At 54.3% G+C, this 15,172-nt stretch carries 12 protein-coding genes, 3 tRNA genes and 1 pseudogene; 10 read left to right on the top strand and 6 right to left on the bottom strand.

Features of this window, described 5'->3' with window-relative positions:
- Window positions 1–4: 4 nt before the first annotated feature.
- From ELY38_RS03690 to ELY38_RS03675, 4 genes are all read right to left on the bottom strand, one after another.
- Entirely contained in the window at window positions 5–1,294 is a 1,290-nt protein-coding gene (locus ELY38_RS03690) for a pyridoxal phosphate-dependent aminotransferase (RefSeq protein WP_246009063.1), read from the bottom strand.
- 57 nt (window positions 1,295–1,351) lie between these two features.
- Window positions 1,352–2,305, bottom strand: coding sequence for a ribosome biogenesis GTPase YlqF (gene ylqF, locus ELY38_RS03685; protein ID WP_127060163.1), 954 nt, complete (start codon window positions 2,303–2,305; stop codon window positions 1,352–1,354).
- A gap of 106 nt (window positions 2,306–2,411) precedes the next feature.
- A complete protein-coding gene (msrB, locus tag ELY38_RS03680) occupies window positions 2,412–2,810 on the bottom strand; it encodes a peptide-methionine (R)-S-oxide reductase MsrB (RefSeq protein WP_127060162.1) in 399 nt (132 codons plus the stop codon).
- 122 nt (window positions 2,811–2,932) lie between these two features.
- On the bottom strand, window positions 2,933–4,675 hold the full coding sequence (locus tag ELY38_RS03675) for a gamma-glutamyltransferase family protein (RefSeq protein WP_127060161.1): 1,743 nt from the start codon (window positions 4,673–4,675) through the stop codon (window positions 2,933–2,935).
- 316 nt (window positions 4,676–4,991) lie between these two features.
- Between ELY38_RS03675 and ELY38_RS03670 the strand changes: the two genes are divergently transcribed.
- Window positions 4,992–5,067 (top strand) — tRNA-Glu (locus tag ELY38_RS03670).
- Between the two features lie 24 nt (window positions 5,068–5,091).
- Window positions 5,092–5,166, top strand: a tRNA-Gly gene (locus tag ELY38_RS03665).
- Between the two features lie 265 nt (window positions 5,167–5,431).
- Here the strand turns inward: ELY38_RS03665 and ELY38_RS03660 are convergent.
- Window positions 5,432–7,063 (bottom strand): methyl-accepting chemotaxis protein, encoded by a 1,632-nt coding sequence (locus tag ELY38_RS03660; RefSeq protein ID WP_127060160.1) that lies wholly within the window; start codon window positions 7,061–7,063, stop codon window positions 5,432–5,434.
- A 268-nt stretch (window positions 7,064–7,331) separates the two neighbouring features.
- Here ELY38_RS03660 and ELY38_RS03655 point away from each other — a divergent pair, with 268 nt between their 5' ends.
- The 6 genes from ELY38_RS03655 (at window position 7,332) to ELY38_RS03630 (ending at window position 11,273) form a co-directional block, all read left to right on the top strand.
- A complete protein-coding gene (locus ELY38_RS03655) occupies window positions 7,332–8,300 on the top strand; it encodes an ABC transporter ATP-binding protein (RefSeq protein WP_127060159.1) in 969 nt (322 codons plus the stop codon).
- Entirely contained in the window at window positions 8,297–9,070 is a 774-nt protein-coding gene (locus ELY38_RS03650) for an ABC transporter permease (RefSeq protein ID WP_127060158.1), read from the top strand. The genes ELY38_RS03655 and ELY38_RS03650 overlap by 4 nt, the downstream gene beginning before the upstream one ends.
- Window positions 9,071–9,118: 48 nt before the next feature.
- On the top strand, window positions 9,119–9,952 hold the full coding sequence (gene queF, locus ELY38_RS03645; protein ID WP_127060157.1) for an NADPH-dependent 7-cyano-7-deazaguanine reductase QueF: 834 nt from the start codon (window positions 9,119–9,121) through the stop codon (window positions 9,950–9,952).
- Window positions 9,953–10,000: 48 nt separating this feature from the next.
- Window positions 10,001–10,561, top strand: a complete 561-nt coding sequence (locus tag ELY38_RS03640; RefSeq protein WP_127060156.1) for a nitroreductase family protein — start codon at window positions 10,001–10,003, stop codon at window positions 10,559–10,561.
- Between the two features lie 13 nt (window positions 10,562–10,574).
- Window positions 10,575–11,075: a YiiD C-terminal domain-containing protein gene (locus tag ELY38_RS03635; RefSeq protein WP_127060155.1), complete on the top strand. Its 501-nt coding sequence runs from the start codon at window positions 10,575–10,577 to the stop codon at window positions 11,073–11,075.
- A 110-nt stretch (window positions 11,076–11,185) separates the two neighbouring features.
- A tRNA-Ser gene (locus ELY38_RS03630) sits at window positions 11,186–11,273 on the top strand.
- A 164-nt stretch (window positions 11,274–11,437) separates the two neighbouring features.
- Here the strand turns inward: ELY38_RS03630 and ELY38_RS03625 are convergent.
- Window positions 11,438–12,163: a ZIP family transporter gene (locus tag ELY38_RS03625; protein ID WP_127060154.1), complete on the bottom strand. Its 726-nt coding sequence runs from the start codon at window positions 12,161–12,163 to the stop codon at window positions 11,438–11,440.
- A 596-nt stretch (window positions 12,164–12,759) separates the two neighbouring features.
- Here ELY38_RS03625 and ELY38_RS03620 point away from each other — a divergent pair.
- Both ELY38_RS03620 and ELY38_RS03615 read left to right on the top strand, forming a co-directional pair.
- The gene (locus ELY38_RS03620) at window positions 12,760–13,998 is read left to right on the top strand and encodes a putative sulfate exporter family transporter (RefSeq protein ID WP_127060153.1); all 1,239 of its coding nucleotides are present in this window, start codon (window positions 12,760–12,762) and stop codon (window positions 13,996–13,998) included.
- A 357-nt stretch (window positions 13,999–14,355) separates the two neighbouring features.
- Window positions 14,356–15,172 (top strand): annotated as a pseudogene (locus tag ELY38_RS03615) (IS3 family transposase); the annotation flags it as partial.

Raw genomic sequence — 15,172 nt, 5'->3', positions numbered from 1 at the left:
CGCGTTATTGACGGTAGCGCGACAGAAAGTTGGCAAACCGGTCCAAGGCATCACCCAACTGGTCTGCCCAGGGGAGCGTCACGATACGCACGTGATCCGGCTCCGGCCAGTTGAACGCGGTGCCCTGAACCAGCAGGATTTTCTCTTGGAGGAGCAGGTCAAGCACCAACTTCTGGTCGTCCTGGATATTGAATACCCTGGGGTCCAGGCGTGGAAACGCATAGAGCGCGCCTTTAGGCTTGACGCAGGATACCCCGGGAATGGCGTTGAGTTTCTCTACCGTGATATCGCGCTGGGCTAGCAGGCGACCGCCAGGCAGAATTAAATCATTAATCGACTGATAACCGCCCAAGGCCGTTTGAATGGCGTGCTGCGCGGGAACATTGGCGCACAAGCGCATGGAGGCCAGCATGGTCAGCCCCTGAATGAAATCCTTGGCGCGCTGTTTGGCAATCGTGCCGGAAATGGTCATCCAGCCTGAACGAAAGCCCGCACAGCGGTAGCTCTTGGACAGCCCGTTCATGGTGATCACTAACTGGTCATCGTCTGCTAACGCGCCGGTGGCGGTATGTTCTACGCCGTCATAAAGAATCTTGTCGTAGATCTCATCCGAGAACACCACCAGGTTGTGCTCTTTGGCTACCGCCAGCACATCGCGCACCACGGCGGGGGGGTACACTGCTCCGGTCGGGTTGTTGGGGTTGATCAATACAATCGCGCGAGTGCGGCTGGTGATCTTGGTGCGGATATCGGCAATGTCCGGGGTCCAGTCCGCCTGCTCGTCGCACAGGTAATGCACCCCGTGGCCGCCGGAAAGATGCGCCGCTGCCGTCCAGAGCGGATAGTCGGGGGCGGGAATCAGCACTTCGTCGCCATCGTTCAATAACGCCTGCATGCACATCACGATCAGCTCTGATACGCCGTTGCCGATATAGATATCCTCAATGCCAACGCCCGGGATCTCCTTGCGCTGGCACTCCTGCATAATGGCTTTGCGCGCCGAGTAAAGGCCCTTTGAATCGCAGTAGCCTTGCGCCGTGGGCAAGTTGCGCATCACATCCTGCAAAATCTCTTCAGGTGCTTCAAACCCAAACGGTGCGGGGTTGCCAATATTCAGCTTTAGAATTCGCTGGCCTTCATCTTCCAGGCGCTTGGCGTGATCGAGTACCGGGCCGCGAATGTCATAACACACGTTATGCAGCTTATGGGATTTCCTGAGCTCAGGACGTTGAAGCTGAGTGTCTTGCTGTGCACCCTGAAGCTCAGTGGGCGTTTGAAGCTGAGAGGTTTCCATGAGTGATTTATCCAAAGATGTCCAATGGCCGTACGACGGCGCCGGGTGATGAATCCATTATGCGTCGGAAAGCGTTTGATTGTCTTCGTCATCATGCATAATTGGCGGCGGAATATCGTCAGGCGTTTCTAGTGTCAGGCGGCCAAGCTTGCCATCACGAAGCTCGTGAAGCAGCACTTCTGCGCCGCGGTGCAAATCCACCTCGCCGCCAGGGCGAAGACCGCCCCGTTTACTGGCAATCTCTTTCAAGATGGCGTGACCGTCAAATCCGGCAATGGCAAGGAAATCCGGCCTCTGCGGCCCGTCGGCGTCAACATCCGTATTCACAGGTGCTTCATAGGTGGGTAGCGCCTTCAGCTTATAGCGAGCGGTAAGTTCGGCCGGGTAGCGCTTGGCAAGTTCAGCACTGGCAACAATCCCCACATCGGTGTATTCAATGGCGGTATCGCGAATTGCGCCGCTTGCCGCCAGCCGGTAGGCACTTGCCTGATCTTCAATCTTGGGCCACAGCACCCCGGGTGTGTCGATCAGCGCCACACGGCCATCAATACGCACCTTTTGCTGGCGCTTGGTAACGGCCGGCTCGTTGCCGGTTTTGGCAATCTTGCGCCCGGCCAGGCCATTGATCAGGGTAGATTTGCCCACGTTGGGAATGCCCATCACCATCACCCGAACGTCGCGGTCGGCACGCACGGCACCGGCCAACTCATGACAAAGCTTGGGGATCTTCTTTAGCTCACGGGTATTGGTTGTGGTGATGGCGAGCGCCCGGGTATCTTCCTGGGCATCGAAAAAGGCTACCCATTCGGCGGTGCGCTCGGGGTCTGCCAGGTCCGCCCGGGAAAGAATTTTCAGCACCGGCTTGTGCCGGGTCAGCTCGGCCAGCATCGGGTTGGCGCTGGAATAGGGCAGGCGTGCGTCCAATACTTCAATGACCACGTCAATTTCCGGCAGCGCATCCTTTATCTGGCGGCGGGCCTTGTTCATATGTCCGGGGAACCAGCCGAGCATGAGTTTCTCCTACAAGCACAAAAAAACGGGCATAAAAAAGCGAGCAACCATTCTACCAGATGGTGCTCGCCTTGCCGGGGTTCGTTATACGTTTATGCCGTATCGCTTACTCGTCAGGATGGAACTCAAGCGACACGGAGTTGATGCAGTAACGTAGCCCTGTAGATTCCGGCGGCCCGTCAGGAAACACGTGCCCTAAATGGGCATCGCAATGGGAGCACACCACTTCCGTGCGCACCATGCCGTGGGAGGTGTCCTGATGCTCTTCGACACTGTGGCGGCCAAGCGGCCTGTCAAAGCTTGGCCAGCCGCAGCCGGCATCAAACTTGTGCTCGTTCTCAAACAGTGGCGCATGGCAGCAAATGCAGTGGTAAATACCCTGCTCGTCGCGAACCTGATAATCGCCGGTGAAGGGGCGTTCGGTGCCTTTCTCGCGCGCTACCCGGTACTGCTCGGGGGTAAGCTGTTCACGCCACTGCTCGGGCGATTTTTCGATTTTGGCCATGGGCGCCTCCTTAAATGGTGTTTGACAGCAGACCCTGCCGCTCGGGCAAGGCTCATTAAAGACCACCTGCGGCGGTATGAGGTTCAGTTTAGGCCATAAGCGCCCGGTACCCAAACGGGCAATTATACGCTGGCCGCGCCGCCGTCGCTTCGTGGGTCGTGGGCGCTCTCGATCAGGCCATCTGGGTGACGCACAATGGCGCCAGCGTGGCCCATGGTGTCGCTGTAGGCAGCGTCCAGCACTTCAACATCGTGACCCGCCGCGCGCAGCTCTGCCGCTATGGTTGGGTCTATACGCGACTCTAGCTTTAAATTGGTGCTGTTTTCCCCCCAGGTGCGGCCCAAAAGCCAGCGCGGGGCGGCCACCGCGTGCTGCAATGGCATACCGTGGAAGGCGTAGCGCGAAAAGAGCGCCGCCTGGGTTTGCGGCTGACCTTCCCCGCCCATGGTGCCGTAGACCATGGTGCGGCCATCGTTGAAGTTGGCAAGTGCCGGGTTAAGGGTATGAAACGGTTTACGCCCAGGGGCCAGGCCGCGTAGGCTGTTCTCGTCCAACGAGAAGCTAATCCCACGGTTTTGCCACAACACGCCGCTTTCAGGCAGTACTACGCCGCTACCAAACTCCCAGTAGACGCTCTGAATAAAGCTTACCGAACGGCCCTGGCTATCAACCGTGCCCATCCAGATAGTATCCCCGGGCTCAGGGGTATGTGGCCAGGGTAGGGCGCGAGCGGGGTTGATCTGTGCTGCCTCGCGGTCAAGGCGCGCCGCGCTGAGCAGTTCTTGAAGGTCGATATTGACCCGGTTGGGGTCGGTGATATAGCGGTCACGCAGTAAAAAGGCGCGCTTGGTAGCCTCTATCAAGCCGTGCAGATGGGCAAAACTTTCACCTTCGCCCACTCCCAAGCGCTCGTAAAGACCAAGAATCATCAGCGAGGCCATGCCTTGGGTCGGCGCGGGTAGGTTATAGAGCGTGACGTCTTGCAGGGCGACTTCAAGCGGAGTGACACGCTGGGCACGATAGGCATTGAAATCTTCTAGGCGCAGCGGACTACCCAGCGTACTTAAATCTCGCGCCATGCTCTGAGCCAGTTCGCCGCGGTAAAAATCGTCCAGGCCTGCATCGGCCAGGCGACGTAGGGTGGCGGCCAGACGTGGCTGTTGCAGGCGTGTGCCTTGCTGAGGGACTTCGCCGTTTCTCAGAAAGGTATCGCTGAAGCCTGGGCTTTGAGAAAGGCGTTCTAGATGCTGGCGGGTTAGGGCCTCCTGACTGCGCGAGATGGCAACACCCTGCTCGCCATAGCGAATGGCATCTTCAAAAAGAGTAGAAAGCGGAAGCGCTGTGCCCCACGATTTGGCAACATTAAGGGCTTCCTGCCAGCCGCCGATTGTTCCCGCCATCGTTAAGGCCGCAGTGGGGCCGCGTTCGGGAATCTGCGTTTGCCCTTCATAGAAGGCGGGGGTAGCCATGCGCGCGGCGGGGCCGCAGGCGTCGATCGCCACCGGGGCCTTGCCGGGCTCGTGAATCAACCAGAAGCCGTCGCCGCCTATAGAGTTCATATGTGGGTAGACCACCGCAATCGCCGCTGCGGCGGCAACCATCGCCTCTACCGCATTGCCGCCTTGCTTGAGAATGTCGCGCCCGGCGTTGGCCGCTAAATGGTGGGGAGCCACGCAGCTGCCACCGCCATAACTGCGTTGGGTATTGAAGCCATCACCCGGTTGAAAAGGAGTAGCCGATGCGCCGGTTGTTTGGTTGTTTGACGTGGTCGTATTCTGGGCGCTGGCAATGTTTGGCATGCCAAGCGTTAAACCCGCCGCAGACGTGGCGGCGGTGGTTAAAAATGAGCGGCGTGTAAGGGGCATGAATTCATCCTTAAAAGTTTGAATGCCGGAGTTAAGCAATAAGTGTGCCAATTATTGAGCTCTCTTAAGTGAGCGTTTATATAAGCAAGCTTTCAAGAAAATGAATTAAATTAGCCGTTAGCTTTGGGGCGAAGAATTGCTCCTTGCACCGTGGTAGGGCGGGGTGTTCTAGATTTGCCCCGTTATGGAGCATTGTGAATATACAAAACCAATATCGAAGGTAGGGTATTATCAAAGAGTTAAATCGAATCAGAGATGCTTGACATGAAAGTAGGCGTTGAGTAATATACGCGCCACCTCGACGAGGCAACGAAACGTCCCATTCGTCTAGTGGTCTAGGACACCGCCCTTTCACGGCGGTAACAAGGGTTCGAACCCCTTATGGGACGCCAATTACATCGTTAGGGTATCGGAGTGCGGGAATAGCTCAGTGGTAGAGCATCGCCTTGCCAAGGCGAGGGTCGAGAGTTCGAATCTCTTTTCCCGCTCCACGTAAACAGCGTTAGCCAGTATGGCAAGGGTCGACAGTTGGAACGCCAGCCCGTCTCAAGGCAACCCCGTTAGCTCTATTTTCCCGCCCAAGTAAACAGCTTCATTCCGTTATTCTTCTCGTTTTATCCTTCTATTTAAAATATATCGCTATCTACCGTCCATGTTGACGGCATTTTGCTGTGCGTGTGTTTTATATGCATGTGTTGATGGGTGCCTACGTTCAGGCAGCCCAACTGCCTGAACGTAGGGAGTGATGCTTGACTTTTAATTAAGCGTGAAGTGATTGACGATGCTGTTAAGCGATTGGGAGCGCTGTTTTAGATCGTGCGCGGAGTTGGCGGTCTGCTGAACCATGGATGCGTTATCTTGGGTGGACTGATCAAGCTGGGCGATAGCCACATTGATCTGCTCGATACCCTGGGTTTGCTCGTGGGTTGCGGCCGTAATGTCCGCAAACAGGTCGTTGATGCGCTGAATCTGCTGGTCGATATGCTGCATGCGCTCTTTGGCGGTGGTTACTAGCGAGGCGCCGTTATCTACTTGCGCATTGGATGTGTTGATTAGCGTTTTAATCTCGTGAGCGGCCGTTGCCGAACGGTTAGCCAGCTGGCGCACTTCACCTGCTACCACGGCAAAGCCTCGGCCATGCTCACCGGCTCGTGCGGCTTCGACAGACGCATTGAGCGCCAGAATGTTGGTCTGGAAGGCAATACTGTCGATCAGCGTAACAATATCGGAAATTTTGGCCGCTTCGGCACTGATTTCCTGCATGGAAGTAACGGCCTCGCCAATGGCCTGCTGGCCAACTTGTGAGGTGTCACCGGCGCTTCGCACCAGTTCCTTGGCTTGTTCAACGTTCTCAGCATTTTGGCGCACGGTAGCGGTGACTTCTTCCATGCTGGCGGAAGTTTGTTGAAGGGCGGCGGCCTGTTGCTCGGTGCGTGATGAAAGCTCCTGATTACCTGCCGCAATATCGCCAGAGTTTTGATCTACCGCTGCGCTAGTTGTATGAATTTCCTGCATCGTTGCATGCAGTTTGTCACGCATCTGCTGGATATCGTAAAGCAGGCTGCTGGTATCGTTGGTGCTTAGCTTGACCTCCGCGGTTAGATCGCCCTGAGCAATACGCCCGACAACGCTCGCTGCATAGCTAGGCTCGCCGCCTAGGCGACGCAATATCAGGGAAATCATTCCCCAGAACGCCAGAGTGACTAATGCACCTGCCAGCAAGCCAACCATGATGGTTTTAATCAGCTGACTCATGATGGCTTGGCTTACGTCCCCTATAAATACGCCGCTGGCAACGTATACATTCCAGGGGGCATAGGCTTCGGTATAAGTGCGCACCAAAGGCATTGCATCGTTACCCCGGGCGAAGTTGGAGTAATACTCTGTAAAGCCTTGGCCTGTCGCCTGGGCACTATCTAGAATGGACTGGAAGATAAGGGTTCCTTGTGGGTCGGTGACGTTTGATAAATCGTCACCTCTTGCGCGGCTTGGGTGAGCAAGCATCTTTAAGTCACCCGTCAGCGCGAACAAGTAGTTATCATCTTTGCCAAAACGGACATTACGAATGGAATCGAAAGCAAGGGTTTGCGCTTCTTCCTGGGTCATTTCGCCTTGTTGGGCGAGTTCATCGAAATGCTCCAGAGTGGAAATCGCAATATCCACAGCAGTGACCATACGTTGCTCACGCTCGTGATAAAGCAGCGCTCGGCTTTGCCAGGCGTTTACTGCAATCATAATCGCGAGTATGAGCCATAAAACGGCAACGCCAATAAGCCGTTGGCGGCGTAAGGACAGGGCTGCCAAGCCTCGCTTGGGCTGGGTGGGTGGGCTTTCGGTAACAGGTTGCTTCGTTAAAGCGACTGGAGTGTAGGGCGTGATCGTGCTCATTAAGTGATTTTCTCATTTATAAGTGTTTGTTCCCTTGTATGCCAAAGTGTTGATAACACTAAGGCATACAGATAATACTAAAGTACTATATGTATGCCTATGTATTATCTAATGCTACTGAAGAAATACATGGAATCTAAATATCGTAGGGGATAAGAAGGTAAGTTTTTCCGCCTTGCAGACCTGGCTTGAAAAATTACGTAAACGCCCCGATATCATTGCTTCTCACGCATTTTTTGTGCCCCTATTTTGCTGACAGGACATCTTTATGGCCGAACCGGCATTGTCTATCCGTGGCCTTACCAAGGTGTATGGCAACGGCTTTCAAGCGTTAAAAGGTATCGATCTTGACGTCCAGCAGGGCGATTTTTTTGCGTTGCTGGGCCCTAACGGTGCGGGTAAATCTACCACCTTGGGTGTTGTGTGTTCACTGGTGCAGAAGTCGGAAGGCAAGGTGTCAATTTTTGGTATCGACATCGATAAAGACTTCGCCAAGGCCAAGTATCAGTTGGGCGTGGTGCCCCAAGAATTCAACTTTAACCAGTTCGAGAAGGTGCTCGATATCGTGCTGGCGCAGGCGGGCTACTACGGCATGACCCGCCGCGAAGCGCTGCCACGTGCTGAGCAGCTACTGCGCGACCTTGGCCTGTGGGACAAGCGCAATGGCAACGCGCGCATGCTTTCCGGCGGGATGAAACGCCGCCTGATGATTGCCCGGGCGCTGATGCATCGCCCCAAGCTGTTAATTCTGGATGAGCCCACGGCAGGTGTGGATATTGAACTGCGCCGCAGCATGTGGGAATACATGCGCCGCATCAATCAGGATGAAGGCACCACGATCATTCTGACTACCCACTATCTGGAAGAAGCGGAAAGCCTGTGCCGCAATATCGCCATCATCAATCATGGCGAAATTGTTCGGAACACCAGCGTACGTGAACTGCTCGCCGAGCTTGATACAGAAACCTTTCTGCTCGACCTGGCGGAGCCGGTTAGCCAACCACCCGTCATCGAAGGGTTTGAAATTACCCAGGTTGAGCCTTCGCAGCTGGCGCTGGTGATTCATCGCGGCCAGCAGTTGAACGATGTGTTCAGTGTATTAAGCGAGCAGGGGATGCAGGTGGTTTCCATGCGCAACCGCGCCAACCGGCTGGAAGAGATGTTCGTATCAATGGTAGAGGCAGGCAACAACGCTATAGATAAGCGCGCCGAACTGAATAAGGAGGCGCAGGCATGAATGCGACGCAAACACTCGTTGCACTATGGACGCTGGTGCTTAAAGAGATCAAGCGCTTTACGCGCATCTGGCCGCAAACGCTGCTGCCGCCGTCTATCACCATGGCGATGTACTTCATCATCTTTGGTAACCTTATCGGCTCGCGCATTGGGGATATGGACGGTTTCTCCTACATGGACTTTATCGTCCCCGGCCTGATCATGATGTCGGTGATAACTAACAGCTACTCCAACGTGGCCTCAAGCTTTTTCTCTAACAAGTTTCAGCGCTCGGTGGAAGAGCTGATGGTATCGCCCATGCCGAACTGGGTAATTCTATCCGGGTTTATTCTAGGCGGCATGGCGCGTGGTTTGGGCGTGGGACTGATCGTCACGATTGTATCGCTGTTCTTCACGCGATTAACCGTTGAGCACCCCTTGTTGACCGTGCTGGTAGTGGTATTAACCTCGGCACTGTTCTCCCTTGGGGGCTTTATCAATGCACTGATGGCCAACAAGTTCGACGATATTTCCATCGTGCCGACGTTTATTCTGACCCCGCTGACCTACCTGGGAGGCGTGTTCTACTCCATCTCCATGCTGCCCAATTTCTGGCAGGGCGTATCGATGCTCAACCCCATCCTATACATGGTTAACGTCTTCCGTTACGGGTTCCTGGGCGTATCGGATATTCCAGTAGGTTGGGCGCTGACGGCCATCTTTGCGTTTATCATTGTGCTATTTTTCGTTGCGCTTACCATGCTGGAGCGTGGCAAAGGCATTCGCAGTTAACCGTATTACCATTTATCAAGATACCGTTTATAAAGAGAGCACCGCCTTATGGCACATCGCCCCGATACCTTAGAGCACGCGCCCCTGGGGCGCGATTCCGCCTATCCCGAGCAGTACGATGCGGGGCTTTTGTTCCCCATCCCCCGCGCCGCCAATCGGGCGCCGCTGGGGATTGAAGAGGGCAAGCTGCCTTTCGTGGGTGAGGATGAATGGCACGCCTTTGAGGTTTCCTGGCTTAACGCCCGTGGCAAGCCCATCGTGGCCGTGGCCCGTTTTCGCCTGCCCGCTGAGTCACCCAGCCTGATCGAGTCCAAATCCTGGAAGCTCTACCTCAATAGCTTTAACCAGACACGTATGGAAAGCCGCGAGGAAGTGATTGAAACATTGAAGCGTGACTTGAGCGCGGCTGCCGGTGCCCCGGTCAGCGTTGAGCTGTTAGGTGTAGAAGACACCGAGCTTACCCCTCAGCCGCTACCCGGTGATTGCCTGGACGACCTGGATATCGAAGTAAGCGATTACACACCCAGTGCCGCCCATCTAGCGGTAAGCGACGAGGTGGTCGAAGAAACCCTGCACTCGCATCTGCTCAAATCCAATTGCCCGGTCACCGGCCAGCCCGACTGGGGCAGCGTAATGATTCGCTATAAAGGCCCGAAGCTTGATCGCGAAGGCCTGCTGCGCTACCTGATCGGCTATCGCCAGCACCAGGATTTTCATGAGCACTGCGTTGAGCATATCTTCACTGACCTGATGCAGCACGCCCAACCCAGCGAGCTTTTGGTGCTCGCACGCTACGTGCGCCGGGGCGGGCTGGACATCAGCCCCTGGCGCGCTACGCCAGGCTTTACGCCGCCAAGCCCGCTGCGTCTGGCAAGGCAGTAAGCGACTGCGCTACAGTAGTGCCTAACTGATTGATTGGATGGAACCCAAATGGATGCACTCACGCTTCTTCATGAACGCAGCTCAATGGGCAAGCTCACTGATCCTGCACCCACTGCCGAGCAGATGGACGCCATTTACCAGGCGGCCCTGCGGGCCCCAGACCACAAAGAGCTGCGCCCCTGGCGGTTTATTGAGTTCACCGGGGAAGGGCGTACGCGCTTGGGTGAGCTGTTTGCCGAAGCTGAGTTCCAGGAAGACCCCAGTGCCGACGACGACACGTTGAATTCAGCGCGTAAAAAGCCGCTGCGCGCACCGATGATTATCGCCGTGATCGCCAAGGTAACGCCGGATCTTCCCAAAGTTCCCAAGATGGAGCAGGTAATTTCCGCAGGCTGCGCCGCCCACGGCATTTTGCTGGCGGCCCACGCGCAGGAGTTAGGTGCCATGTGGCGTAGCGGTAAGTACGCCTTTGACCCCGTTGTGCGCAAAGGGCTTTCCCTGGATGAAGACGATGAAGTGGTCGCCTTTATCTATCTGGGTAACCTGGGCGGACGCCATAAGCCGCTGCCCCAGCACAACGTGGCCGATTTTGTAGAACGTTGGACGTAAGGGGGCAATAGTCATGCGACAGCCCGGTGTGCCGCATCCACGTTTGCCACTCCCTGAAGGCCAGGAAGATTTGGTCGCCTTTCAAAAGTGGCTAGGCGAAGCAATTCCCATGGTGGGCTCACTGGGAATTGAAAGCATGTCGCTGCATAACCAGTCGCTCACCTGGCAGCTAGCCTTGATGCCTAACTTGAATGACAAAGGCACCGGCTTTGGTGGCGCGCTAAGTGCGCAAACCACGCTACAAGGCTGGTGCTGGGTAACGCTCTGGCTGCGCGGGCAGGGCATGGCGCGTGATGTGGTAGTGGCCCAAGCCACTCAGCGCTTCCTGGCCCCAGTAACTGGCGACTACCGCCTGATATGCACGCCAGAAGAGCCTGATGGCATTGAACAACTCACCCAAAAACTTGCCGAACGCGGCAAAGGCCGCATTGCGCTAACCCAGCAGCTCTACTGTGGTGATGCGCTTTGCCTGGAAGCTCACGGCAGTTATGCCGTACTGCCAGGCAGCGATTAGCATCAGCAAGCCACTGATTCTGAAAAAGGCTTGCTATTTGGCCGCTTAAACCCTAGTATATGCGCCGTTCTGTCGCGAAAGGCACAGCCTATGTGATTGAACCAAAATGTGGAGAGGTGTCCGAGTGGTCGAAGGAGCACGCCTGGAAAGTGTGTAAGTCGAAAGGCTTCGAGGGTTCGAATCCCTCCCTCTCCGCCACAGAATTTAAAAAACCAGCCCTTATGGCTGGTTTTTTTTATTTTCCCATCCTACAGCCTACCAACCAGGTGCCGTTAAGACAGAATTGTTTAGTGCGATAGCGCCAGCTTCTCAGCCTCACCTTGGTTTACCATGCAGTACCTCCTTGCGGGCTAAATCTCTACTTAAATTACCAGTAAGAGTAAAGAGTAAAGGACCGCGCCTAGAACAAAAGGCCATAGTCGACTCTGTCGCTCCTCAGGTAATTCCTCCTTAAGAACGTTAAGTACGACTCCTCCTGCCAAGAAGGCGAATAGCATGCTCGTCGCAGCCTCTTCTACTTCAATCCACTGCCCAGCACACCAGCCAATGATGACCGCTACCGCCAACACCCAACGTCCCTTACGCAGATAATACTCGCGATGACGGGCCACTAACCCGTAATCATTGACGAGAAAGTGGAAGGCCATGGCCAGAGCATATAAGGCCAATTCATGTAATGATGACTCTCGATAGACCAAAAGATAGCCAACTAGAGCGTTATAAAGCGCAAATGTTCCAATGTGTAGCCAGAACATACGTTTGCCCGGCAAGGCATGGGCTTCTGTATTAGGTGGGCTAGTTTGCGCTTTATTCTGCGAGACCCAATGTTCGAGACCATAAAATAAGATCAGGCCCACTAGAGCTATTAAATAAGCGTGGTGCTCCAAAAAAGCCACAGTACCGTGCCCACCAATGGCTTGCTGTGCTTCTTCAAGTTCGGGAAAGACATGCACGAACACATACGAAACCGCTATCCCACCGGCAAATGAGAGCCAGGCACTGCGCGGCCAGGCTTGAAGAAAGCGAATATTGCCTGCAGTAAGGTGGACGATAGCCAATCCAATTACAAAAATTATCTGAAACCACATAAGTAAGCCTTATATACCAAAGCTAAAGATTTAGGCCTTGTTGTACATGAGTATCACCTCATTCCTAGATTAGCAGCCCGTTTTGCATTAACGCGTTTTCACATTTCTCTATGTTTGTATTTAAAAGAAAATTTATTATCTAACGTAGCCGTGTTAGAAGCCCCATTAGGGCTACTATCATGGCTTATTCAATACTAATAACGAGGCCAGCTTACCCAGTCGACTAGATCAATGTTTACGCTCGATACGGTATTTTATCGAACAGCTGTTTAATCTCGTTAGTAAATCTGATGTCTTTTATTTTCTAGTTGAATTCTAAATTCTAACGTAGGTGACAGCGGACAAAGTTGCACGAATTAATAGTTATTTAGTCGTTTTTATAGTGGTACTACTCATAACGGCCGCTTAGCAGTGCAGGCACTTAGCTCTTGGGAAATAGCCCGCTAGCGCTTCCTTGTATAGGTCGCCTTATCTGACTGCGCTCTATAAGAGCCCACTGAGTAATTAACATGCCTTTTGAAAACGGGAAGGCAGGCTAGGAGTCTTTTGTCTATGGTGTACGGAGGACAGCCAATACAACAATATGGAGTCGGAGCATGAAGGATATCAACGTCGCCCTGGCAGCGGTGGGAGGGTTAATTGTCTTGCTGGGCCTGTTGTCGCGTCCCGTTGATCGCTCCTGGCTTTCTCCTCCCTTGCTGGCATTCTTGCTGGGCGTACTACTAAGCCCCGATGGCTTGGGGTGGTTGCATCCTCAAGAGTGGGGCAATACCCAGGCGATACTTGAAGAGGTAGCGCGCTTGACGCTGGGAATTAGCCTGATGGGGATTGCTCTGCGTCTGCCCTCGAAATTCCCTCTGACCCACTGGCGCTCGGTGATGGTATTGCTGGCGATCGCCATGCCTGCCATGTTCCTGATCAGTGCATTGCTGACCTACTGGACGCTGGGGTTACCCTGGCTGATAGCGATGTTGGTTGGGGCCAGTATCTGCGCCACGGACCCTGTCATTGCCTCGTCCATCGTGACTGGGGGTGTGGCAAAGGAAAATCTGCCCGACCCATTCAGGCACCTGCTGTCTACTGAGTCCGGCGCCAACGATGGCTTGGCTTATCCGCTGGTGCTGTTACCCATTTTATTGCTGACCGTGCCTATGGAAACGGCCTGGTCTGAATGGTTCGTCAAGACCTGGTTATGGGAGGTGGGCGGCAGCATCGTTATCGGCGGCCTGCTTGGCTGGGCAAGCGGTCGTGCGCTGGAGTGGGCCGAAGCCAGGAGTTATCTCGATCAGCCCTCTTTTCTTGCGATTACATTGGCGCTGACGATTCTTGTGCTTGGTGTAGGCAAGCTACTGGGCACCAATAGTATCCTAGCAGTATTTGTCGCCGGGCTGGCCTTTGACCAAGTGGTTGGCGGCCAGGAACGTAGTGAGGAGGAGAATGTTCAGGAGGCGGTAAACCTCTTCTTTACCTTGCCTGTTTTCGTGCTGTTCGGGTTGATTGCCCCTTGGTCCGAGTGGGTAGCGCTTGGCTGGAGCGGAGTGCTGCTGGCCGTTCTTGTGTTGTTGCTGCGTCGTTTGCCGGTAATCCTGCTGCTAAGACCACTCTTGCCACCGGTCAGAGAAAAGCGGATTTCATTTGTCATGGGCTGGTTTGGGCCGATCGGCGTGTCGGCCCTGTTCTATGCCGTCCTGATCTCGAGCCGCACCGGACATGATATCGCCTGGGTGGTCGGCAGCCTGATCGTCTTTACCTCGATTCTTACTCACGGTGTGACGGCGGCGCCGTTTGCCAAGCTTTATCATCGTAAGCAGACGCAGAACGGTAGGGGGCGTTGATTCTGAGAGCCGTCGACACGGCTACGCTTGCAGGAATAGGGGCTGGCTCCTATTGTCAGTGAGTAGCCTGCTGCTCCTACCAAGAACAGGAGGACATTATAGTCAGGAAACTTAAAGCCCAATTTCTGCCAACATTATTTACTATCTCCAGGGGGCGATTTTCCCGCCAACCGGTGATACTAGAAAACAGGCCAAGGACAACGGCGCCGAGCACGACATGCCGGATATCACTCTTTAGACGTTCATTAAGGATTATGAGGATATGGCGAATGTTACAAGGAATTGGGGTAATCCCCCCGAAAAACCAGGGTGCTCAAAAGTAGAATTTTCCGTAAGCTAAACGCAGGGAGATTCTGCATGAAAAAATCACGTTTTTCTGACAGCCAAATACTGTCAATCCTCAAGCAAGCCGAAGGCGGTGCCCCGGTTCCGGAGCTATGTCGTGAGCACGGTATGAGCAGCGCGACCTTCTATAAGTGGCGAGCTAAATTCGGTGGTATGGATGCGTCCATGATGGCACGGCTAAAAGAGCTAGAGGATGAAAACCGACGGCTCAAGAAGATGTATGCCGAGGAACGATTGAAAGCGGATATCCTCAAGGAAGCCATCGAAAAAAAGTGGTGAAGCCGTCTCGTCGCCGTGAGATGGCGCAGAAAGCCGTCATGGAAAAGCACGTCAGCATCCGCCTAGCCTGCTGGATGTTTAGCATCAGTGAAAATTGCTATCGATACCAAGCGAAGCTCCGCGGCGAGAACGATCAAATCGCCGACTGGTTGATCACGCTGACGCATAACCAGAGAAACTGGGGCTTTGGCTTGTGCTTCCTGCACCTACGTAATGTGAAAGGCTTTCGTTGGAACCATAAGCGGGTCTACCGGATTTACCGAGAGTTGGAGCTGAATCTTCGGATCAAACCGAAGAAACGGTTAATCCGCGAGAAGCCTGAACCTTTAGCGGTGCCTGAAACGATTAATGACAGCTGGTCTATGGATTTTATGCATGACCAACTGAGCGACGGTCGTCGCTACCGTCTACTGAATGTGATCGACGACTTTAACCGAGAAGGTCTTGGTATCGAAGTAGACATCTCGTTGCCTACTGAACGAGTTATCCGGGCGCTAGACCAGATCATTGAATGGCGTGGTAAGCCGCACTCTATTCGTTGTGACAACGG

It is taken from the genome of Vreelandella nanhaiensis (assembly GCF_003990185.1).
GTDB lineage: Bacteria > Pseudomonadota > Gammaproteobacteria > Pseudomonadales > Halomonadaceae > Vreelandella > Vreelandella nanhaiensis.
The sequence above is the reverse complement of the archived record's forward strand: the minus strand, read 5'-3'. Positions and strand labels throughout refer to the sequence as shown.